The organism is Moorena sp. (assembly GCF_982860115.1).
This window is the reverse complement of the sequence record NZ_CEYLVT010000014.1, coordinates 43271-66217: the sequence shown is the minus strand read 5'-3', so window position 1 is coordinate 66217 and position 22947 is coordinate 43271. Positions and strand designations below refer to the sequence as shown.

Sequence of the window (22947 nt, the reverse complement as noted above, 5' to 3'; positions counted from 1 at the left end):
GGAGTTGGTAAGAAGCCCACACTGTAATCTACGATTCAGTGTGGGAGTATGTCACACATACCTGACTATTACGATGAAACACCATACTCTATTGGAGAGATAATTAAGAATAGAAACCCTAGATTTAGCGTCCTCATGCTTCGCGCGACCCTAATTGGCACCCAAGCCTTAATTTTTTTTCTCCTAAGTTTAGTTCTCCCCATTAGCATCCTCCCGGTCTTATCCTATCCCACCACTGTTAAGCCAATTCCTCAAGATTGGTCAGCGTCAGAATTAGTGGAACAAGGCAGAGCATTCTACACCAAAGGTCAGTTTAATCAAGCAGCAAGCACTTGGGAACAAGCAGCACTAGCCTATGAATCCCAAGGGGATAGACTACATCAGGCGATGGCATTGAGTTATCTGTCCTTGGCTTACCAGAAACTGCAACAGTGGTTTGATGCCGAAGATGCGATCGCATTTAGCCTGAACCTGTTAGAGACCGGATCAGATCTCAGGGATACCCCAGACTACCAGCAAATCCAAGCCCAAGCTCTCAACACCCTAGGTAGCCTAGAATTAGCCTTAGGACAACCAGACACTGCTCTAGAAGCCTGGCAATTTGCTACTGAGATTTATCAACAATTAAACGATGACATTGGCATTACAGGTACCCTAATTAATCAAGCTCAAGCGATGGAAGCCTTAGGACTTCACCGTCGCACCTGTAAAACCTTATTACAAGCCTTAAAGCTGGACAATAATTGTGATTTGTCCAATCAAGAACGGTTTGAAACGGTGCTGCAAACCTTTCAACAAACCCCTGATCCCCAGATTAAAATCCTGGGCTTACGTAGCCTTGGGAATACTCTCCGTCTCCTCGGGGAATTGAAGCACTCTCAGCAAGTGCTTAAGGCAAGTTTGAAAGTAGCTCAACCTCCTCTGGAAAAACGAGAGACCTTACTGAGTTTGGGGGATACAGAACGTTCTTGGTACAACCATTATAAACAATTATACACCAGAAATAACCAGATAGAGCAACAAGAAAAAGTTCAAAAAAAAGTTGATGAACAGTTTAATTATGCTCTAAAATACTATCAAGAATCTCTTCAAGAGTCGAGCAAATTATCAGTATCAACCAGCTTAGACATTGAACCAAACCTACAGCGGTTAAGTCTACTCATTGATTTCCACAATTGGTTAGAGACCTTAACGGATGAAGACAAAGATCAAAACAAAGCCACAAGGCTCCAAGAATTAAAATCTCAAATTAATGACCAAGTCAAGGAATTACTCAACAGCGAGATTACTAAATTACCAGCTAGTCGAACAGCAATCTATGCTCAAATCAATTTTGTGGAAAGTCTGATCACCTATGATCTAAAATCGAACAAGCATCAAGACAATCTTCAGCGGTCATCCTTTATCCTTCAGCCTTACGAAATTGCTCATAGTTTAGTCAAAGCTCTCCAAGAGGCTCAACTTTTAGACGATAAACGAGCCGAATCCTATGCCCTCGGTACCCTTGGTAAGCTATATGAACAAACTCAACAATGGTATCAAGCTCAAGAATTTACCGAAAAAGCCCTGACCATAGCTCAAGGGATTCAATCCGATGATATTGCCTATCAATGGCAATGGCAGTTAGGACGAATTTATCAAGCTTTGGGAAAAACTAAAGAAGCAATCATCGCTTACCAAGCAACGGTCAAAACCCTAGATTCTCTTCGCCAAGATTTACTGGCTCTCAGTTCAGATGTGCAGTTTTCCTTTCGGGAAAATGTTGAACAAGTCTATCGAGAATTAGTCGATTTACTCTTGAAAGACGAGCAAACCGCTCAACCGATCGCAGATAACGCGATCGCAGATAAGCGGATCCCACAGAACAAGCTCAAGCAAGCTACCGCAGCCATTGACTCTCTCCAGCTAGCCCAAATTGAGAATTTTCTGGGGTGTAACCTTTCCGACATTGTGGAATTGAGGGAGCAGGAAATCGATCCGAGTGCAGCATTAGTTTATCCGATTATTCTCGATGACCGGTTAGCGGTGATCGTGAAATTACCAAAATCAGGAAAATTTATTCACTATACCGCTGCTTTACCTAAAGGGAAACTTGAGCAAACCTTAGAAAGTCTGCGTATAGAGCTAGAAAAACCTTTTATTTCTAAAGAAAGTCTAGCCTTATCCCAACAGGTTTATGACTGGTTAATTCAACCGGCAGAAGAGTTGCTCGAAGCCAATCAAGTTAAAACCTTAGTATTTGTTCTTGATGGTGGATTTCGCAATGTTCCCATGGCTACCCTTCATGATGGAGAACAGTATCTAGTAGAAAAAGGTTATGCGATCGCACTCATTCCTGGTTTGAGTCTACTGGAGCCCAAACCCTTAGCTCAAGTAGAGTTAAATGCCTTAGCCTTTGGACTTTCAGACATGCGCGAGGGTTTTCCTGATCATGAAGGTTTCGCTAACCTACCCAATGTTAAAACAGAATTACGGGAAATTAAATCCCAAATTCCCAGTCAGCAATTGCTCAATCAGGATTTTACTAGTCAGAAATGGCAAGAGTTAATCAGTTCAGTGCCATTTCCTGTGGTGCATTTAGCCACTCACGGTGAGTTTAGTTCAGATCCAGAAGACACCTTTCTGCTGGCGTGGGATAAACGAATCAATCTCAAGGATTTAAGCAATGTCATCCAGAACAGAAGTGACAATAGTTTAGAAGCAATTGAATTACTAGTGCTTAGTGCTTGTAAAACTGCCGATGGTGATAGTCGTGCTAGCTTAGGCTTGGCCGGAGTAGCGATTCAGTCAGGAGCCAGGAGTACTATGGCTTCCCTATGGTTCATTGATGATGACTCTACCGCTAAACTAATGGCATCTTTTTACAAAGAATTAGCTGATTCTGGCGCAACGGTTACCAAAGCTGAAGCCTTGCGCCGTGCTCAAGTTAATCTTCTAAAAAGCCCTGGTTATCAAGCTCCATTGTTCTGGGGAGCCTATGTTTTAGTCGGCAATTGGCTGTAATCGGCAATTGGCTGTAATCGGGAATCGGGAATCGGGAATTGGGAATCGGGAATCGGGAGTAGGGAATCGGAACCCACCCCTAACCCCTCCCAGGAGGGGAACGGGAATCGGGAATCGGGAATCGGGAATCGGGATGAAGTTGCCTGTTGATGATATTTTCGTCAGAACTACCACTCGGAAGTTCCCTACTCCCTACTCCCTACTCCCTTCCCCTCCTGGGAGGGGTTAGGGGCTCATAAGGGTAGGTTTTTTACTTTGACCTCAGGTGTGGGGTATTGGGTGTGGGGTGTGGGGTGTGGGGGAGAAGAAAGCGATGCAGTGGCCTCACGGGGGTTTCCCCCACTCGCGCTTGGGTACAAGACAATGATGATTGAAGAGCGATGCAGCGCCTTCTTATCACCCACACCCTACACCCCACCCCCTACACCCCACACCTGAGGTCAAAGTAAAAAACTTACCCCTGTGAGGGGGTTAGGGGTGGGTTCCTACTCCCTGTTCCCTGTTCCCTTTCCTATACAACAATCAACTAGGGGTTTGAATGCGATCGCACGCAAACCGACTGAACCTAGGAAATCCTGCCAATCCCGTTCTAACCTCAAATCATCTGGTTTCTGGTACCGTAGTTCAGCTAAGGCTGTCATCGCATCATGCCAAATACCGTGACTCGCATAAATAGCAATACGCTCCCGTGGTGAACTAGCAGCCTTTAGCTTACTACTGAGGGTAGAGTTTGGTATGATGCGTTTTACTAATCCTTCCACCTTGGGATTCCCAGAGCGGCGGCGATTAACTACAACAGAGAACTGCCATCGATATACCTGGTCAGTTTCTAGAGGTTTGCTCAGGCGAACACGGACAATACCAGGAGTTCCAGATAACCGAATCGTTTCTTGTAGTACAGAGTGTTGGTTATCATCGAGCAGTACAAACTCCACCGTCAGTTCAGGAGTAGACTGTTTAGGAACATAAAACCAAAAGCTAGGAGACTCAGCTAAGGTCAGTGCTAAGAAAGACTTGGAATCACTACTACAGTTTCCCGTTGCCTCGACAATCTCTTTACTGCCAGGGACTATAGCAATCAGCTGATCCGAACACAGACCACGTGAGCCTCCTGATGTGCGTTTCGGTGGTCTGCCCACATCATCAAAGCTTTCCTGTTCTGTAGCATTTGGTGGGAGGAAATATAAACGTCCTCCAGCTGTTGTAATCTGATCAGGTCTACCATCACCGTCAAAGTCTAGATCTGGTTGAGCTGATTGGGTATCGGATTGGGAGAAACTGTTTGCGGGGGAGTTGGTGTTTAGGGCAACAGAGTGCGAACGCGCTCGTAGAGGGTAAATGGTGAAATTAAGTAGTACCCAGGCAAGGGTCAAGATCAAAGAAGGTTTGTACAACGCTAGCTTTTTGTTATACATACTCAGAGGTTTAATAAACGTTAATTTTTTTAAAGGAGTCCATAATCTTTATCAGTCCTTAGTCAGGGATTTTCTGCAAAGGTTTACATTTCTTATCAATTTTGGTTTCCCTAGCGATGCAGCGCGGTCTTGGGGAGGCAGCGCGGTCTTGGGGGTTTCCCCCATGAGCGACTGCCGTGGTTCCCCCCACTCGCGCTTTGCATCAAGACAGGGATTGGCCTACGGCCAGGCTACGGGAGCGGATATAGAGCATTTCTCAATCTATATGGAAATGCTCTATCTCAAGTGCTGAGCTCAACCTGGGTGTCTTTTCGTTTATGCCTTGAGGTTGGTAGCTATGAGGTAAGCATTCAGCCGTCAGCTGTCAGCCGTCAGCTTATTTTATTTAAAAGCACCTCAAGTAGCGTGCCCGTAGCCCATAAGTTTCTAACTAATAGCTGATAGCTAATAGCTGATAGCTGATAGCTGATAGCTAATAGCTGATAGCTGATAGCTGATAGCTGAATACTTACGCTATGAGAACGCGGCACTGGCTCCCCAAGACCGTAATGGTGCCCTTGACCTAGGCAAATTAAATTCGCCACGGGTCAAGCGCACCTCTGCATCGCTGATGACTGATTTATTGATAAAAAAAGTATTACATATCAATCCCGACTCATTTCTCTACTTGAATTAAAATTCATTCAATCTTTAAACAAATCACCTTTTTATCAAAATTATCTAAAAGAATTGGATGATAAATCTAGCTTTTATATTTGAGATGTAAACACAATCGTGATTAGTAAAGGCAACAAGCATGCATGCAAGAGGCAAGAGCTAATCAAGTATCTAGGGATTTTTGGTAATATAAAAAACTGTCATTCTTATTTACATTTGATTTAAACATGCTAGAAACTACGATGGCTCCACTTGTTGCCACTAACGCCAACGCTGATGGTATAAAGGGTATCCATCCTCCCTGGAGTAACAGACCATAACAGACTCCAGATAAGAGGCTGATACCAACAAAAACAGCAATTCCCAAGTAGGATGGGTAATGTAAACGCCAAACTAATAGGCCTCCCACCACAGACCAACTAGCAATCCAAAGCACTTCCCCCCACTGTGGCAACCACCAGAGCAACGGTCGTTTATCTAAAACAGCACTAATAATCTGACTACTCATCTGAGCGTGAATCATAACCCCAGGTATTTTGTCAGGCCATGGCCCTTTAGTATAGGGAGTCTGGTGTACATCCTTTAAATCTTTACCCACCCCAATCAAGACAATCTTATTCTTGACTAAATCTGGCAGTTGCGAGTCGAGTTTACCCTTGAGTAAGTCTTGGAGATTAACTTGTTTGGGATTCTTGGCACGATAATTAAGGAGTATCTGATATCCCATAGCATGTTTTGGCTCTAACTGATACCCACCAGCATTGTGTGGAAATTTCCGAAACACCACATCACCGATTTCTACATCCCCTGCTGAATTTCTCTTCATCGGCGGGACTTCCTTTTGTTCGGCTAGGTAATTCAGAGCCACTTGTAAACTTAGAGAGTAAGTAGTATTACAAGTATCCGAAGAGGGCATCGCTAGAAGTTGGCGGCGGATAATATGATCTGGGTCAGTAGGAAAATCACTAAAGCCGATCTGTTGTGATGCCATACCCGGTGGTGAAGCGATAGCAGAGTGATCAATACTTTTCATTTGGCACACCCCAATGAAACGGGGATTTTGTTTCAATTGAGTTGCTAAGTTAGGTTCAAACTCAAAGTCATGATAAATATCTAAGCCAATCACTCGCGGTTGATAAGGGTTGAGTTTCCGCAACACTTGTGCCAGAGCCCTATCGGATAATGAGGATAATGACCCTTTCGGTGACCAACCCATCTTTTTCTGATACTGAATATCTGGTTCATCCACCGCAATGACTAAAACCCGCTCATCCGGCTTTTCCGGTGGTCGCAGACCCATCAGATGGTCAAAAGCACGTAATTCTGATCCTTGTAACAGCCCAAGCGATCGCATTGTGATCACTACGATAGTGACCATCAAACTTACCAGTAAAACCCTTGGGAGTTTAGGATTCTCGGAGATTGGAGAAATAGGGTCGGGATTTCGGATAAAGTCTTCCCAAGTTGGCGGTTTCAGAGCAGGATTCTGAAATATTACTGGTAACCAACTGGCACAGGGATAGTTATCTTCTACCTCCTCCTGCAATCTTTTCCGGGTTTCCCACACTGAATCCGATAAGGATTTTTGCTTTGTGGCAAATGCGTTGAGAAAATACCTTAAAAACGTCTGAGCTACCTCATCTGGCACCCGTTCCCGCATGACCAGGGTTGTCGAGATTGGTAAACTAACCAATTCTGCTGCTAATCCTAACCCATCACAGGAATTAAAAATAGCCAATTTTAAACCATTTTCAATCGCATTGCTTAGACCATACTTTAACTCCTCAATGGTTAGGCTTTCATCTTCATTGATAAAAAATCGTCCTTGTAAATTATCTTTCTGGGTAAAACTATGACCAGCAAAAAACAATATATCCCACCTTTCATCCCATAATTCATGGCTTAATTCTTTTTTTTTGGGACTGATTAAAGGGACAATTTCTGCATCCGGTAATTCCTCCTGGAGTAATGCCAAATCCTTCTGGATATTAATCCCCGTGTCATCTCCCAGAATTGCCAATAGTCTGACTTTATTTCTAGATGGGTCGATTTCTTGGGAGGGCAAGGAAAATTCTGAACTACTGAAATTAACCTCAATATCACAATCGGACAAAACATCCCAGAGATGCCAAGGCAGTTGCCAAAGTTTGATATTATTAGTTTGAATAATAAACCGAATCTGGTCATTGGTCGATAAAGATTTTAACACTTGATCCCGGAAGCGTTGAAACTTTCTATCCGTTGAATTTAGCCAATTATTAATCGCTTCTTCTAAATCATGAGCTGAGTTTATAATTGAATAGTTGGTTATCTGTTCTGAGGGAGCTGTCAGTTTCCGATCCGGTGGATGCAGTTTTATTCTCCCTTGAGCACGATAGCTTAAGAGCCAACTGTCACACAATTGGTTAATCTGAGGTGCTGGTGGTAACCAACCGTCGATTTCTCTAGCCATTAAATTATTTTCATTGGCATCAATCCCAATTTTTAGGATTACCCTAAAGCCCTTTTTAAAATCACCATTAACTATTTTTAATGTTACTAGTTTCGTCATTTTTAATCCCCTATAATTCAATTGAGAATTGAGAATTGAGAATTAAGAATTAAGAATTAAGAATTCTGCCTTATGCCTTCTACATTCTACATTCTGCCTTCTACATTCTACATTCTACATTCTGCCTTCTACATTCTGCCTTCTACATTCTGCCTTCTGACATAAAACCTTGGCCTATTGGCCACGCTACGCGAACAACCTCACAACCTTTAACTTTCAACCTCACAAACTTTAACTTTCAACCTCACAACTTTCAACCCTAAAGTTTCAACCCAAGATAGATTACAATACAAACTCTTTGGAAAAGCTGGCATCTCCCAGTACTAGTTTTACCATAAACCTATCCCCCTTTTCACCATTCAACTCTAATTGAATCCAATTATCAGCACTTCTCGACTGAGCCGACAAGAAAATTTCTTCCTGCTGATCAAGTACTAGCAATTCGAGATTAGGTTTTAGATATTTACTCTTAGTAGGATACACCCGTAAGTGAACATTAATTCCCCCATCTGCTTCAGGTATGAGAGTAACCATAAATGCTACTTGGCTCCCATTCAGTTGCATTTCTAAATCAATTATCTTAACTCGCCTGATCCCAGCTTGGGGATGATTTGGGTCAAGTTTTCCCAAACTGACAGCGGCTTGGCGACGTAAGTCATTATCGTGAGTAGTATTGATCATGTCAGCAAGCAATGCGATCGCCTCTAAGTTACTATGACCAATTTCACCCAATAATTCTATAGCGGGTAAGTTAGTTTGTTTACTGCTATTGGTTTTTAATAGTTTAATAATTGCGGTCACAGCTTCAGGGATATTTTCAGAAAAAGGGGAAGATGCTGAAGAATTATCCTTGAAACTATCTTTCAAACCAGTGGGTTGAGACCGGTAAGCTAAGCTTAGAGTAGGTTCACCATTAAGTGCTCGAATTTCCTCAACAGTTTGCCAACCAGCCTCCAGGAAATTATCCAGCCATGAGAGTAAGGTTATAGATGGCTTACGAGAGTAAACTAGGGAACGTTGTTTATATAATTCCTTGCGCCATTTAGAATTTGATACCAGTGCCTGCCACTGAGCAAAAGGAATATCTAGCCTCGGAGAATAAAGAGTTTCCTGGCTCAATTGCTTGATTAACGTTGTTGCTTCATCACAGGATAATGTTGCCATTGGCTTTACTGCCAGTTTGGGACTAGGAGCAAGTTCTTCCGTTACCCACATCACATTCAAATCTTCAATTAAATCTACCGCATCCACAGCGTAGGTTTCATCGATGATGTCATAGTTACCATGATCACGTAACTGTTGATAAGTGGTGTATCCCGACACCTGTAACCAGCATTCTTCTAAATTCAGTTGCATCGCCACATAATAATGACTAGCCCACTCAGGAATATCAACCCACTCTCGCGGTACTCGCAACGCTGTAAACTTGATTTCTTCACTAGGAATTAATACCAGTCGCATCTGGTTTAGCTCAACAGCTGTACCATTCACTACGTCCCAGAAACTTGGTAAATCCCCCAACTCTGGCCATACTAATGCTTTGTTTAGTGGTTTCTTTAGTGCTTTGTCTAGTGCTGTTTCTAGTAAATTTGGTTCTGTTAAATTTGCTTCTGTTAAATTTGCTTCTGTATCCAGATAGCTTAAAAACGTATTCAGACAGAGACAATTGAGATACGCTCGCCAACGAGCAGCTTGATTAGAATAACCTTGAGCTTGGGTTTGGTCCCATGCTTGTTCTCGTTCTTCTGGGGAGAATTCTATCAACAATTGGTCTGGGTGTAGGAAAGCTACATCCTCTAAACGTAATTTCATTGACTCATCTCCTTTTTGGTTAATCGTTAATTGGTATTTGGGATATTTGGTGTTTTCACGTTTCACGTTTCAGGTGTCACTTTGGCTAGATTGGTTTTGCCTGTTTCCTGATCGAGATTGCTCTAGTAGTGCCTGATTTTGCTGGATCCACCGCTCAATAAATTTAGCGATCGCTGGTTTAGCTGATCTAAAGTTAATCAGTTCTATAGACAATTTTCTCTCAATCAATACCTCAAATCTTGGTTGAATTGCTTCCCTTAAATTATGGTTTATACTTAGGTTGTTTTTTTCTATAGTTCCAATGTTTATTTTTATTACTTTATCAATATTATCATCATAGATTTTATCAATAATTTTAGCAAATATTTCTTGACTATCAGCACTTAAATAAGCTTTTAGATAGTTATTAAAATAGTTAGCTTTCGTGGTTTTATTAAGGTGCTGTTTGATGTCTTTTGAGGTGAGAGTTTTGCTCATAGCATCCTGAAAATAAAAGGTGACGACTGCCTTCAAAATACGTTTAAAATAACGTTGAAACTGGCGAGCCACTTGATATTGCTTTTTAAACCCTAAAAGCTCGATAAAATCTTCTTGATTGATGCCTAGACCAAGCCAAAGTCTTAGGGATGTTTGAGCTAGCTGATCTAAAGCGGTAAATTCTTTTAAGATAATAGTCCTGACTTGAGTCAACTCATCCTTTTCTTCCTCTTGGATTACCACCTCTAAAGGATTAGATGCTATATCAGTAATTTCCCCATACTCATCCAAGGATACTGAATTCCTCTGTTGAGACATCCGCACTGCTTGGATGCAAATGGCTAGCATTTCTTCTATGTGCTGTTCCCGTAGGGTGGGCGTAGCCCATATGCTGTTCCCGTAGGGTGGGCGTAGCCCATGTGCTGTTCCCGTAGGGTGGGCGTAGCCCATATGCTGAGTCTCGATTCCTGAGTGCTGTTCGCCTAGGGTGGGCGTAGCCCATATGCTGAGTCTCGATTCCTGAGTGTTAATTGTTGAGTGTTGATTGCTGATTGCTGATTGCTGATTGCTGGTTGCTGAATAACGTATTACTTGTCTTAACCAATCTGAATCACTTCTTTTAGGGTTATTCCTCTTAAAATCAGCACTTTGTAACTCAGAGCTAACGATTTTAGTTAACCGATTTAACTGCTGATTGTAACGAGTAGCAATTTGGTTAAGCTGTTGCTGGCTTAAGAATTTAATTGGGGAGTTATTGCGAGTATTTCCCTTGCTGCTCGGGGGATACATCTCGTTAAAGTAGTCTTTAAACGATTGCCAAGCTAGACGATAATAGTTTAACTCTTGATTAGTGATTCCATAGTCTTTAAGTGCCTGATCAAGTTCGGTTTTATCCAAATATCGCAACAAGCCATAATCAGAAAATTTGATAGATTTTAACCTGAGTTCCTTTGCGACTTGATTTCTAATAATTCGCTTGAGGGCATTGAAAGCATAGCCATTGATAGAAGACTTAGCATAAAAATTAAATCCTCTGAGGAGTTTAGCTGGCTTGCTGGCTGCTTCACTAGCAATGATGAAACATTCCTCTACAGGATAATGTAACGCAATATTATGAGATTTACTCAACTGATGGGCGATCGCTTGAGCTGCAGACCAACAAACAAACTGTAGGTAATTGAATAAGAGCTGATCAGATAACGTTAACAATAACAGATAAGCTCTAATCACCCCGATCGGAAGATTAGTAATGGATAAAATCCGGGAAATATCAGATGCTTGTCTCAACTGATATAAGAAGCAATCAGCCCACTGGGCTTCGCTCCTGTCTGGCTCATACTGGACTAGATGTGCCATGAAAGCCTCTAATCTAGAATTAGATTGAAAAACCGCTTCGAGCCCCCTATCACCTTGACGGTCTTTTAAATAAATAGATGTCGAAAACGGTTTAATACCTGAGTTGTTAGTAGGCATTGATTCTTTACCCTAGCTTCTAGTAGCGCTTTACCTTAACTCCTAACTTAAATCGATTCATCGCTCAAACAACTAAGTAGAAGGAAACCTCATTATCTACTTAGTACCTAAGCTTAGGGGTTATGCAGCTTGTATCTAAAATAACTACATAACATTTGATAATCGAAGATTATGCTCAAGGGTAACTTAAGCCATTATCCCTACCCATCAAGACGAGGGGTAATCATGGGTAATCGATTTGCCGTAGCCACCAGCCAATCCCTAGCCACCCTAGCTGGTATGGAAATGTTTTGGGCTGGAGGCAATGCTGTAGATGCTGCTATAGCCACAGCGATCGCATTGACAGTGGTTGAACCTACCTCTAATGGTATCGGTTCTGATGCCTTCGCCTTAGTATGGGATGGTAGACTCCATGGGATCAATGGCTCTGGCAAAAGCCCTCAATACCTGACCCTTGAGCATTTTGCTGCCATGAGTCACATTCCTGCTATCGGCTGGTTATCGGTAACGGTGCCAGGAGCGGTATCAGCATGGCGTAGTTTGTGGCAACGGTGGGGAAAGCTACCCTTTGAGCAATTGTTTGCCCCAGCCATTCGATACGCCGAAGCGGGATTTCCGGTCTCCCCAGTCACAGCAAGAGCTTGGAAAAAAGCCGAAGCTCTGTATCTCTCCCTGACTAGACCAGAGTTTGAACCATTTAAACAGGTATTTTTCCCTAACCAGCGCGCACCAGTAGCTGGAGAGGTATGGGGGAGTAAGGATCATGCTAAGACCTTGAAAGCGATCGCAAACAGTGGTGTTGAAAGCTTTTATCAAGGGGAAATTGCTGATGCGATCGCAAACTTTGCCGCTAGCACTGGTGGCGTGCTGACCAAAGCTGACCTAGCTAGCCACCAAGCTGAGTGGGTAAATCCGATTTCAACTAACTATCGTGACCTGACCGTATGGGAGATTCCCCCCAACACCCAAGGGATGGCGGCATTAATGGCATTGAATATAATCGAAGGTTTTGACTTAAGCCACTATCCCCGTGAATCAGCCCAAAGCTACCATCTACAAATCGAAGCCATGAAGCTAGCGTTTGCTGATGTTCACCGCCATATAACTGACCCTCGGTTTATGGAAGTCCCAATCGAAAAGCTATTAGACCATGGGTATGCAACAGAACGCCGTAAGTTAATTGGGCAAGAAGCGATCGCGTTAGCAAAACCCGGTTTACCCAAAGGTGGGACAGTTTATCTAGCAGCAGCAGATGGGGAATTAATGGTATCCTTTATCCAATCGAACTTTCAAGGCTTTGGGAGTGGGATTGTTATTCCTGGCACTGGGATTGCCTTGCAAAACCGAGCCTTAGGGTTTACCCTAGAATCCGGTCATCCTAATCAAGTCGCACCAGGTAAGCGGTCATATCATACCATTATTCCCGGTTTTCTGACTCAAAATGGTCAACCTCTAGGGCCCTTTGGAGTTATGGGAGGCCCCATGCAGCCTCAGGGACATGTACAGGTAGTGGTTAATCTGGCAGATTACGGGATGAATCCTCAAGCTGCTCTAGATGCTCCCAGATGGCGATTTGTGGATGGGTCACAAGTCCTGTTGGAACAGACTGTACCCCGTCATATTGCTCTGGAGCTAGCTGAGATGGGTCATGATATTCAGGTTATGGCTGATAGCATAAATTTTGGTAAAGGTCAAGTAATCTTGCATCAGTCAGGGGTTTTGGTAGCGGCATCTGAACCCCGTGGTGATGGATTAGCGTTAGCAGGGTGAAGGGGTGTTGACAATCCAACTAATGTTTAAGAAAAGATTAATAGCGCTGTTGGCTATATCTAGCACTACGGTTATCTTAACTATGGCTACAGGGATAGTCTATCCAGTAACCATAGGACGCTCACATTCTCAACAACCATTGCTAGCCCAGTCGTGGCAAGAGGCTCAGCTGACTCAACTTATTTCAGGTCATCGCTCAGATGTTAATTCTCTCGCCATTAGTCCAGATAGCAAAACCCTAATTAGCAGCAGTAAAGACAAAACCATCAAGTTCTGGAATCTCAGGGATGGTAGGCTACAGAGGACGATCAAAGGGTTTACCAGAACGCCCAGTGCTGTGGTAATCAGTGCAGATGGTAAACGTCTCGCTGCCGCAACAGAAAGACAAATTAATATCTGGAACCTAGAAACTGGAGCACCACCTCGTACCTTGAAAGGACATACGGGTATAGTCAGATCAATAGCAATTAGTCCCGATGGCAAAATCCTAGTAAGTGGCTCTCCTGACAAGACTGTGATGGTGTGGGATGTCCTCACTGGCCAAAGTTTAGGCACCATTACCGAGCATTCCGACTGGGTTACGGCTGTTGCCATTAGTCCCGATGGAAAACATTTGGTTAGTGCCAGTGGCGGATCAGATCGTTCCATCAAGATTTGGGATTTATCCACCCTAGAATTGCGGCAAACCATCTCAAAACAACCTGGTCAAATTTCTGATATTGCCATTAGTGAAGATAGCAACATTCTAGTTGCTAGTGTTGATAAAACTGTCAAGTTGTGGGATATCAACAGTGGCGAAGAATTAGCTATTCTCGAAAGTCACTCCGCACCAATTCTCTCCATTGCCATTAGTGAAGATAGCAAAACTATCGCTAGTGCTGGTAGTGATAAAACTATCAAGCTGTGGGATGTAGAGAGTAGACAATTGCTGCGCACTCTATCTGGACATGATGGCTGGGTTTGGTCAGTTGCTATTAGTCCAGATGGAAACACTATCGTTAGTGGTGGGGAGGATGGTACGATCAGAATTTGGTCGTTAGTCCTTAATCCAATTAGTTTTGAGTCAAAGAGTAATGTATCGTCCTGATAATCCCCTACATTGTGGAGCAAGGGTATGGATTGAGACTATCTCGGATTATAAAGTGATCTGAAATGTCTAAGGTATCAGTGATCCGAACTTTCGGACATAATATAAATTAAAAATTATCGATATCTTGCTTATCAATCAGCCAGCCATTTATCCATGCCCGTATCTAGCACTGTGTGGACTAGTATTTGATTATTCGTTACTAGCAATAAACCGAATGTATAGTGAGTAAGTAATAGTTGAGATCATTAACTGAAAAATTACTTGATAATCTGGTCAAGGATATCACTTTTCACGATTCCCCTAGCACACTGGTTTTGAATCCCCGCTCCCCTCACAAAGGTTTAAAATTGGGTGACGTACTCCCGACGTTGCCCTAACGGGACAACGCGGGCTTCTTGCCAACACCAGGTATCCCTATCGGGCTTTGCCCGACGCTACGCGAACGGTTACTCGGCAAGCTTTACTGCTGACGGGACGCCCCACCGCCAAATTCAATATGTTTATTGCCGCATTCACATCACGATCCGCTGTAAACCCACAGTGAGGACAAGAATGGATGCGGTCTTTTAATTTTTTAGGGACTTTCGTTCCACAATTGGAACAGTTTTGGCTGGTATTTCTGGGATTCACTGCCTTCGTGATTAGTCCAGCATTTAAGGCTTTGACTGATAAGATAGACAGAAATTGACCCCAACCAGCATCTAATATAGATTTAGCTAATTTAGTTTTCGCTAAACCTTTAATGTTCAACTTTTCATGAGCTACTAAATCATGATTGTTTAGTAATCCCTTTGCTGTTTTAAAATGAAAGTCTTTCCGAGTGTCAGCAACTCTTTTATGGGCTTTGCCTAATTTGCTAACAGCCTTTTTCCTGTTGTTACTACCTTTTTTAGACCGACTAACAACTTTTTGGATCTTCTTTAGCCGTTTTTGAGCCTTTCGATAGTATTGGGGTATTGGTACCTCTGAACCATCAGACTTAACAAGAAAAGACTTGAGACCCATATCTATCCCAATGGGATTTTCAACGCTATCTACTGGGATAACCTCTGGAACACTATCATCTTGGATTGACAACGTAACATAGTAGCCATCAGCCTTTCGGGTTATGGTAGCTGTTTTGATTTTGAATCCTTCTGGGATAGGTCGGTGATAAATCATCTTGACTTTGCCAAATTTTGGAAGAGTCAAGATGTTGCCATTTATAGGATTCTTGGATAGAGAAGGAAAAGTAAACGACTTGTATCTATTTTTACTTTTAAATCGAGGTCTTCCGCTCTTTTTCCCATTACTATCTCCCTTAAGAAACCGCTTAAAAGCCAGATCTACTCTCTTTACGCAATCCTGTAATACGTGAGCGTGAATATAACTATACCAAGGTCTATCTTTCTTTAGCTGAGGTAGAGTTTTCTTCTGGGAAAAGTAGTCAGGGTTATTTCTTAGATCTGGTAAATGACAAACAAGGGGACAAGAATTAATAGGACAGCGATTCTGCTCAAACCAATTAAACCTGTCTGCCAACAAATAGTTGTACTGATGACGCAACATGTCCAGCCATTTCTCTACTTTTGCAATTTGCGACTTTGCCAGTCTTAATCGGTATTGATATGCATATCTCATTTTTGTACTCTTGCTTATCGACCTATTGTTAGTCTAACATTTGGGGATCCATATGACAACCCAAAATACCGAAAAGATGAAAGATAAAAAGTTGATAGTCAGAGTAACTGAATTTGAAAAACGACAATTAAAACAGGAGGCCGATAAGAGAGGGATGACCCCCTCTGAGTTGATTAGAAGCTTGATAGCTCGTTTCCCTATCCCCCAGGATTCCTAATTGGTGACTCCGTTTCACTCCATCACCGGGCTATCCTTCCCGACGCTGACCAAGCACGGGTACAGCGCGGGGCTGCCGCCCTAAAGCTCAATTTTTGATAAGCTAGAGCCATTGGGAAAAATTTGTGAATAATCGATCACCTTCTCAGGAAAAGACACCTTTATTAGACGCTCTGCGGGCATCAGCCCACAAGCCCCACGCTGCCTTTTATGCACCAGGACACAAACAAGGGAAGGGAATACCTGAGCCATTAGCGGATTTGTTGGGAAAATCAGTATTTCGGGCTGATTTGCCAGAATTACCGGAGTTAGATAATCTTTTTGCTCCAGAAGGGGTAATTCAAGAAGCCCAAGACCTAGCAGCAGCAGCCTTTGGTGCTAGCAAAACTTGGTTCCTGGTCAACGGTTCTACTTGTGGGGTAATGGCTGCTATAGTAGCCACCTGCTATACCGGGGAGAAAATCCTATTACCGCGCAATATCCACCAATCCGCGATCGCAGGATTAGTCTTGTGTGGTGCTATCCCGATCTTTATTAACCCCGAATACGACCCATCCACAGACTTGGTTTATAGCATCACCCCAACTGCAGTTAACCAAGCCCTGACTGAACATCCGGACACTAAAGCGGTGATGATGGTGTATCCAACCTATCAAGGAATCTGTGGTGACATAAAAGCGATCGCTAAAATAGTTCACCAACATAATATTCCCCTACTGGTGGATGAAGCCCATGGACCTCACTTTGCCTTCCATCCCGATTTACCTCTTGATGCCCTATCAGCCGGAGCCGATTTAACCGTACAATCAACTCATAAAGTACTCGGTGCCATGACTCAGGCATCGATGTTGCACATTCAGGGCAATCGCATTGATGCTCAGCGCTTGAGTAAAGCATTACAGCTAGTTCAATCCACCAGTCCCAGTTACTTACTACTTGCTTCCCTAGATGCCGCACGACAACAAATGGCACTCCATGGAGAACGACTAATGAGTCGTACCTTGCAGCTAGCCCAGGATGCCAGAAGTAAAATCAGCCAAATTCCTGGATTATCAGTTTTAGAACCGATAAAACCCCTAAGATTCCAAGCCCTAGACCCAACTCGCTTAACCATAAGAGTGACAGAATTAGGATTAAGCGGATTTGAAGCCGATGAAATTCTTCATCAACAGCTTCGTGTCACAGCCGAGTTACCAACACTTCACCACTTAACCTTTATCATTAGCCTAGGCAATACCGAAACAGATATTCAGCAACTTGTACAAGCTTTCACCAAACTTGCCCAAAATAACGACAATTCCTCCACCGAGCAACCTGCCTTCTGTAACCTACAACCGGCAACTGGCAACCTGCAACCCTTACTCTCCCCCCGTGAAGCTTTCTTTGCTCCCACCCAAACCCTACCGGTAACCGAAACCATAAACCGGATTAGTGCCGAATTAATCTGTCCCTATCCACCAGGAATACCAGCCCTAATGCCAGGAGAACAAATCAAATCAACTACTATTGAATACCTCCAAAAAATCCTAACCTTAGGTGGTCAAATCACCGGTTGTAGCGACCCCAGCCTCCAAACCCTAAACGTGATTATTGAGTAGTATAGTAGTTTTAAATTAGGTGAGGTACCTCGTGCTGGCTTAATGGGAGTAGGGAGTAGGGAGTAGGGAGTAGGGAGTAGGCATTGAGAGAGGCATTGGGGGTTTCACCCCTTAATAAAGAGGGAATAAAATTGAATGTACCTCATAAGTATTATCAACGCTATAATCTTTGTAAATATTTATGGTTATTCCAGACAAAGTGATGCTAATTTGTAATAATATTGATCTCCTATTTAGGATAATAAAATAAATTATAAAACTCTCAAAAATAGACACAGTAATCGTTTGAGACGATTACTGTGTCTATTAAAATTAAAAAAACAGCCTAACAGGTAACGAATAACGAATAACGAATCGCTGTATTTATAATACTCTTTATGTGTTCTATACCTGAAGTGGTTAGTTTAATAAATCAAAATAACTAAAGGAAAAAAAATACCCCGAAACCTAAATACCACAAATGTCATCCCCAATTTGGCCATACATTACTCCTGGAATCCCAGATCACCTCTTTGAACGCCTACCCGGTATTCCCTTAAGTAAGCGAGAAGTCAGACTGCTGATCATTTCTGCCCTACGACTAGGAAGCCAAGACCGGTTGTGGGACATCGGTGCTGGAACCGGTACCATTCCTGTAGAAATTGGACTACTGTGTCCCAAAAGTGAGATTATTGCCGTAGAACGGGATGAAGAAGTAGCCAACCTGATTCGACACAATTGCGATCGCTTTAATGTCACCAACGTAGAAGTCATCGAAGGTAACGCCCCAGAATGTCTCAAAGATCTACCATTGAAACCCCACCGAGTTTGCCTTGAAGGAGGACGACCAATCAAAACTCTACTCAAAGAAGTCTGGCCCTATCTACAATCTCCAGGGAGGATAGTCGCAACCACCAACAATCTAGAAGGACTCTATGCCATCTCAGAAGGTTTAGCGGAGTTACACGCTCGCAATATCGAAGTCGTTCAGTCAGCCGTCAATCGCCTAGAGACACGGGGGAATTATCAAACATTTGCAGCAGTTAACCCCATTTTTATTCTTAGTGGAGAGAAGTTAGAGTAAGCAATAGACCCATTTAGGGAACAAAATTAACAATAATATAAATAACCTGTTCTTGTGTGAGAACAGGAGTGTCAAAAAAAAACGTCATATGCCCTGGTTACGGATTTTTAGTGGAATAGTTGCGATCGCCCTGGCAATGGGGATGATCTTACTTGGGGGATGGTATTTTACCATCGGCTTCTGTGTCATTGTCTATTTAGGTCAGTTAGAACTTTTTCAACTAGTCAAAGCAAAAGGCATGGTGCCAGCAACCAAAAGCACCATGTTTGTGTCTCAGCTACTACTAATTACAGCTACGATTTCACCAACCCTGGCTGATGCGGTGTTTCCCATTGCTGGAACATTTATTTGCTTTTACTTACTCTTCCAACCCAAGATAGCAACCATTGCGGATATTGGGGCTTCCATATTAGGTTTACTCTATGGTGGTTATCTGCCCGGCTATTGGGTCCGTCTGCGAGTGGGTTTGACTGAAACGTCCTCCCTAGCTAAAGATGCTACAGTGGCCGCTACGAACCTACCCAGCAGTGGATACTGGTCTAATTTTTCGATTAATCTTAGTCACCTACCTGCTGGGTTAAGTACAACTCTCCTAGCATTTAGCTGTATTTGGGCAGCAGATATCGGAGCTTACACCTTCGGCAAATTTTTTGGTCGCACTCGCCTTTCTATCATCAGTCCTAAAAAGACTGTGGAAGGCGCTATATTTGGCCTTGTCAGTAGTATTGCTGTAGGAATCGCAGGAGCTTGGTATCTGAATTGGCCGTGCTGGCAGTTGAGTGGTATGATGCTCGGAGTCATCATTGGTGTAGCTAGCCTCTTAGGAGACTTAACGGAGTCCTTAATGAAACGGGATGCTGGAGTCAAAGATTCCGGGCAATTAATTCCTGGTCATGGTGGCATTTTAGACCGAACAGACAGCTATGTGTTCACTGCGCCTTTGGTCTATTATTTTGTCACTCTGTTACTACCACTGTTACCGAGCTCCCTTTAGTCTTCTGTCAAGGGAAAAATTTATAGCGGTTTCCAACGAGCGTAGAATACACATTAGCCTCTGGGAAATTCCGAGTGCAATCACCGGCTGTAATAATCGGAATAAAAACCTGAAAACCGCTATAAAAGTGTATAAAAGTGCATTCTGGATTGGGTAGACGGTAGAAACCACAGATGAGAAGATGGGAGGTAATGGTGCTACATATCAATGCAACTTGGGATAACTATGATGTCCGGATCATACCGGATTATAATTAATTTAGGCAAAGACAGAACCAGCAAATGGTTTTTCGGTTTAAACCCAGCTTGGTGCTAATGACTTTGGTGCTAATGACTAATCAGTAATTACGCTAATCACTAATTACGATACTAATTAATTAAGATGATTAGTGAGATGATTAGTTACTAGTGTTATTGTTTAGTTCGATTAGAGCCGAATGAGCTACTTCTAGGCTTAGGCGGACTTGTTGGATAGAAGACAAAGAGTGCCACTGTTGGGATTTAACTGAACCACTGACATTCATGGAGTCTGAGCTACTGCGCATGGCGTAAGCCCACGGACGAGCTAACACCAATAGATCGTCTTCTGTCCAGTTTTGTAACAATGGCTTGACACAAAGCACAAGTTGCTCTGCTAAGGACAAGTTCTTGTCAACAACCTCTTGGGCTCTAGAAGCGATCGCTTCTAGCCATTCGGTAGGCATGCAAGACGCACATCCGTTAGCTAAAGCTGTCTTCAATGAGTCAATGTTGGATTCGATGGTTGATTCGATAGTTGATTCGAGCGGTAATTCCCAACACTGATTTAGTCGCTCAAAAAAGGCAAGAGAAGCTTGAGCAATTTCCTGGTCATCTTGGATTTCCTCGATGGAGAAACCTCCTTCTAGCTCAGCAAAATAAGCTTCTGCTTCTGGATGAGTTGGATCCCAAGGATAAAACTCCTCTTCTGGTTGTAATAGTAATTCTAGTAGTTCTTCTTGGATTTGAACCGAAGTATCCTCAAAATCTGATTGTTGATGTTCTTGATATTGAATAGCTTGGCTGTTCATAATGCCCCTCCTGTTTGGGTTAGTAGATGAAACCTGACATAAAATAGCTACATCAATTTTTGAGGAAGTTCCGCAACAGCTGAAAAAATAATCTGGACTTCTCAGTTTTTTTTAATTCCCATGGCAACAGCACTTTCGTTCCTCAACTTATGTGTGATACTAGTGAGCTATTGAGAGACTCCCTGAGGAAGACAGCCACTAGTTGCCATTTGACTCTAACCAGTATCCTTGTGAAACTCCCATTGTTAACAGCATATTGTTAACAGCATAGTTAACAGCATAAGCTCGACTTTATCTTCGGCACGAGGATAGTCCTACTCAAGATTCTGGGGAGTCAATAATAAACTCAAAGATCTGACCACGAGGACCACCAAACTTAAGCTGAATACCCGACCTTAGCTGAACTTCCTGATGATGAACAGTTTTCCAACCATTATCGATTAATATTCTCGTACCATTACGAGAAAAATCCCTCAAGAAGTAAGTTGGATCCGAGCCTTGGTCAGTGAAAGCATCACGGCAGATAATTTCAGCATGTTGCTTACTAACACAAACTTCGGGAATCACCAAATCGTTGTGAGATTGTAAGCGTCCCACTCGCATCAATCCACCTCGAATCGGCCAGACCTGATCAGTTTTTCCTATGGAACGCAAAGACGCAGTTGGGGGTGGACTTTCAAGCCAGCTTGAGGTGATGGTGGGCAGTTCTGTAATTCCTTCTCCCACCGGTTCGATTAACTCCCCGTCAAACTGAGGATGCATATAAAGGATAGGCAAGGTCCAGGCTGGTTGGTTAAACTTGTAAAGGGTCAACATGTGCTGTCTGGCCACAGCTACAGCATGGTCAATTGGCATGCGCTCCGCCAAGGCTTGGGCGAATGCTTGAATAAAACTCACGGCTTCTTGGTCAGCAATGGAGTCCCGCATCCCCAAAACTGCTGGGACACCATGGTGAATGAGCACCTCAGCTAAACTACTACGGGGAATGGTTTGGGAATTCACTTGGTCAGGTTTAGCACTCCAACAGGCATTGAATACAGCTAAGGCAACCTGGGTGCGCACCAGAACCTGAGCCAATTCCGTACCACTAATTTTCGCATCCGAGCGTAAAAATAGCAAACCTCCGTCTGGTGCGCTTTCACCATGACCAGCATAGAATAGGATGTTATAGGCACCAGTTTCGAGTGCTTTAATCAGTTCAGCTGGTGTCGGTTGTATTAGTTTTGAGACATTGCAGGTAACTGGTGGAACGGATTGGTTTCTAGAAGTTTGAGCGGCTCTACCAGCTTGAAGGGCATTTACCAAGGTAGCCGCTTCTTTTTCGAGATCCAAATTGGTAGTCGAACCATTTAATTTTTGAACCTTCTCTCCTAGAACTAACAAAATATTGAGAGCCTGGTGGGAGCACAGGGGTTCGAGGGCGTCTACATCACTAGTTGTGCGGCTAAACAGGATTTGCTGAGAAAGGGAAATTGCCTGTTTACCCGCCATGGGTTGCATAATTTCCCAGGGGAGGGGAATGAAATCTGGAGCGCGGACTTCCAAGCGCAGGCGAAGGGGTTTATTTTGTCCCAAGGCAATGCCTTGACTTCGTTCGAGGGCATTGCGAATTGAGCCTTGAAACAGCCACTGCCAGAGGTCAATGCCCAAACCTTGCATCAAACGACCACTGTAGCTAATCTCCGGACCTGTAGCACCGTTTTGATTCTCTGAGGGCAAAGTGGTCGGATAGTGGTTGTGATGACCACTAATCGGCACATGGTTTGAAAATGGGGAAAACATTTCCTGCCAACCCAGCCAGGACTGAGTCATGTATTCAGACCAAGTAGAATCATGATGAACCATACCCCCTGGGTAAGGAGCTTTCAGCACCCAGATAGCCAAGTTTTCTCTGCCAGCGGCAGATAGACGAGCGATCGCTAAACTGAGGCAAGGATTTTCGATACCAGACATTAAAGGTTCATCATTATAGGGAATATACCGATGTGAGGATCAGTCTATCGAGTCTCGGGTAGTATTGGTGCTATCAATAATGAGGAATTGGTCATTAGTAGGACATCATTAGTTTCCAGTTCTTAGTTGAGGAGTTGAGTGGTTAGTCAGAAAGCTTTGCTTAGCATTCACTTAAAAGCGATAAGCTTTTGACTACTTACTCAAGAC

At 43.2% G+C, this 22947-nt stretch carries 15 protein-coding genes and 1 pseudogene; 8 read left to right on the top strand and 8 right to left on the bottom strand.

What is annotated here, in order from left to right:
• The first annotated feature begins 48 nt into the window (after positions 1-48).
• Positions 49-3003 (top strand): CHAT domain-containing protein, encoded by a 2955-nt coding sequence (locus tag AC4II3_RS04575; protein ID WP_488016469.1) that lies wholly within the window; start codon positions 49-51, stop codon positions 3001-3003.
• Here the strand turns inward: AC4II3_RS04575 and AC4II3_RS04570 are convergent.
• From AC4II3_RS04570 to AC4II3_RS04550, 5 genes are all read right to left on the bottom strand, one after another.
• Positions 2983-3177, bottom strand: a complete 195-nt coding sequence (locus AC4II3_RS04570) for a hypothetical protein (protein WP_488016471.1) — start codon at positions 3175-3177, stop codon at positions 2983-2985. The two genes, AC4II3_RS04575 and AC4II3_RS04570, sit on opposite strands and share 21 nt — an antisense overlap.
• A 311-nt stretch (positions 3178-3488) precedes the next feature.
• Positions 3489-4418: a DUF928 domain-containing protein gene (locus AC4II3_RS04565; protein ID WP_488008975.1), complete on the bottom strand. Its 930-nt coding sequence runs from the start codon at positions 4416-4418 to the stop codon at positions 3489-3491.
• A gap of 820 nt (positions 4419-5238) precedes the next feature.
• Positions 5239-7626 (bottom strand): CHASE2 domain-containing protein, encoded by a 2388-nt coding sequence (locus tag AC4II3_RS04560; protein WP_488008977.1) that lies wholly within the window; start codon positions 7624-7626, stop codon positions 5239-5241.
• 282 nt (positions 7627-7908) lie between these two features.
• Positions 7909-9438, bottom strand: coding sequence for a DUF1822 family protein (locus tag AC4II3_RS04555; RefSeq protein WP_488008979.1), 1530 nt, complete (start codon positions 9436-9438; stop codon positions 7909-7911).
• A gap of 69 nt (positions 9439-9507) precedes the next feature.
• Entirely contained in the window at positions 9508-11388 is a 1881-nt protein-coding gene (locus AC4II3_RS04550) for a hypothetical protein (protein WP_488008981.1), read from the bottom strand.
• 171 nt (positions 11389-11559) lie between these two features.
• Between AC4II3_RS04550 and AC4II3_RS04545 the strand changes: the two genes are divergently transcribed.
• From AC4II3_RS04545 to AC4II3_RS04535, 3 genes and pseudogenes are all read left to right on the top strand, one after another.
• Positions 11560-13158, top strand: coding sequence for a gamma-glutamyltransferase family protein (locus tag AC4II3_RS04545; RefSeq protein ID WP_488008983.1), 1599 nt, complete (start codon positions 11560-11562; stop codon positions 13156-13158).
• A gap of 22 nt (positions 13159-13180) precedes the next feature.
• Positions 13181-14245 carry a WD40 repeat domain-containing protein gene (locus AC4II3_RS04540; protein WP_488029196.1) on the top strand — a complete coding sequence of 355 codons (1065 nt, stop codon included), beginning with the start codon at positions 13181-13183 and terminating at the stop codon, positions 14243-14245.
• Positions 14226-14309 (top strand): annotated as a pseudogene (locus tag AC4II3_RS04535) (DNA-binding protein); the annotation flags it as partial. The gene AC4II3_RS04540 and the pseudogene AC4II3_RS04535, both read left to right, overlap by 20 nt.
• Before the next feature lie 353 nt (positions 14310-14662).
• Here the strand turns inward: AC4II3_RS04535 and AC4II3_RS04530 are convergent.
• Positions 14663-15868, bottom strand: a complete 1206-nt coding sequence (locus AC4II3_RS04530; protein ID WP_488008987.1) for an RNA-guided endonuclease InsQ/TnpB family protein — start codon at positions 15866-15868, stop codon at positions 14663-14665.
• Positions 15869-15920: 52 nt separating this feature from the next.
• Between AC4II3_RS04530 and AC4II3_RS04525 the strand changes: the two genes are divergently transcribed.
• The 4 genes from AC4II3_RS04525 (at position 15921) to AC4II3_RS04510 (ending at position 19739) form a co-directional block, all read left to right on the top strand.
• Positions 15921-16085 (top strand): plasmid mobilization protein, encoded by a 165-nt coding sequence (locus AC4II3_RS04525; RefSeq protein WP_488029195.1) that lies wholly within the window; start codon positions 15921-15923, stop codon positions 16083-16085.
• A 124-nt stretch (positions 16086-16209) separates the two neighbouring features.
• Positions 16210-17682, top strand: coding sequence for an aminotransferase class I/II-fold pyridoxal phosphate-dependent enzyme (locus AC4II3_RS04520; protein WP_488008989.1), 1473 nt, complete (start codon positions 16210-16212; stop codon positions 17680-17682).
• A 460-nt stretch (positions 17683-18142) separates the two neighbouring features.
• The gene (cbiT, locus tag AC4II3_RS04515; RefSeq protein ID WP_488008990.1) at positions 18143-18745 is read left to right on the top strand and encodes a precorrin-6Y C5,15-methyltransferase subunit CbiT; all 603 of its coding nucleotides are present in this window, start codon (positions 18143-18145) and stop codon (positions 18743-18745) included.
• A gap of 88 nt (positions 18746-18833) precedes the next feature.
• Positions 18834-19739 (top strand): phosphatidate cytidylyltransferase, encoded by a 906-nt coding sequence (locus AC4II3_RS04510; RefSeq protein WP_488008992.1) that lies wholly within the window; start codon positions 18834-18836, stop codon positions 19737-19739.
• 397 nt (positions 19740-20136) lie between these two features.
• Here the strand turns inward: AC4II3_RS04510 and AC4II3_RS04505 are convergent, their stop codons facing one another.
• Positions 20137-20787 (bottom strand): hypothetical protein, encoded by a 651-nt coding sequence (locus tag AC4II3_RS04505; RefSeq protein WP_488008994.1) that lies wholly within the window; start codon positions 20785-20787, stop codon positions 20137-20139.
• A gap of 318 nt (positions 20788-21105) precedes the next feature.
• Positions 21106-22740 (bottom strand): CHAT domain-containing protein, encoded by a 1635-nt coding sequence (locus AC4II3_RS04500; protein ID WP_488008996.1) that lies wholly within the window; start codon positions 22738-22740, stop codon positions 21106-21108.
• Positions 22741-22947 lie beyond the last annotated feature (207 nt).

Bases quoted from the DNA above. Each gene is read 5' to 3' on its own strand.
- AC4II3_RS04575 (WP_488016469.1), top strand. From the start codon at position 49: ATGTCACACATACCTGACTATTACGATGAAACACCATACTCTATTGGA.
- AC4II3_RS04565 (WP_488008975.1), bottom strand. From the start codon at position 4,418: ATGTATAACAAAAAGCTAGCGTTGTACAAACCTTCTTTGATCTTGACC.
- AC4II3_RS04560 (WP_488008977.1), bottom strand. From the start codon at position 7,626: ATGACGAAACTAGTAACATTAAAAATAGTTAATGGTGATTTTAAAAAG.
- AC4II3_RS04555 (WP_488008979.1), bottom strand. From the start codon at position 9,438: ATGAAATTACGTTTAGAGGATGTAGCTTTCCTACACCCAGACCAATTG.
- AC4II3_RS04550 (WP_488008981.1), bottom strand. From the start codon at position 11,388: ATGCCTACTAACAACTCAGGTATTAAACCGTTTTCGACATCTATTTAT.
- AC4II3_RS04545 (WP_488008983.1), top strand. From the start codon at position 11,560: ATGCTCAAGGGTAACTTAAGCCATTATCCCTACCCATCAAGACGAGGG.
- AC4II3_RS04540 (WP_488029196.1), top strand. From the start codon at position 13,181: ATGTTTAAGAAAAGATTAATAGCGCTGTTGGCTATATCTAGCACTACG.
- AC4II3_RS04530 (WP_488008987.1), bottom strand. From the start codon at position 15,868: ATGAGATATGCATATCAATACCGATTAAGACTGGCAAAGTCGCAAATT.
- AC4II3_RS04525 (WP_488029195.1), top strand. From the start codon at position 15,921: ATGACAACCCAAAATACCGAAAAGATGAAAGATAAAAAGTTGATAGTC.
- cbiT (WP_488008990.1), top strand. From the start codon at position 18,143: ATGTCATCCCCAATTTGGCCATACATTACTCCTGGAATCCCAGATCAC.
- AC4II3_RS04510 (WP_488008992.1), top strand. From the start codon at position 18,834: ATGCCCTGGTTACGGATTTTTAGTGGAATAGTTGCGATCGCCCTGGCA.
- AC4II3_RS04505 (WP_488008994.1), bottom strand. From the start codon at position 20,787: ATGAACAGCCAAGCTATTCAATATCAAGAACATCAACAATCAGATTTT.
- AC4II3_RS04500 (WP_488008996.1), bottom strand. From the start codon at position 22,740: ATGTCTGGTATCGAAAATCCTTGCCTCAGTTTAGCGATCGCTCGTCTA.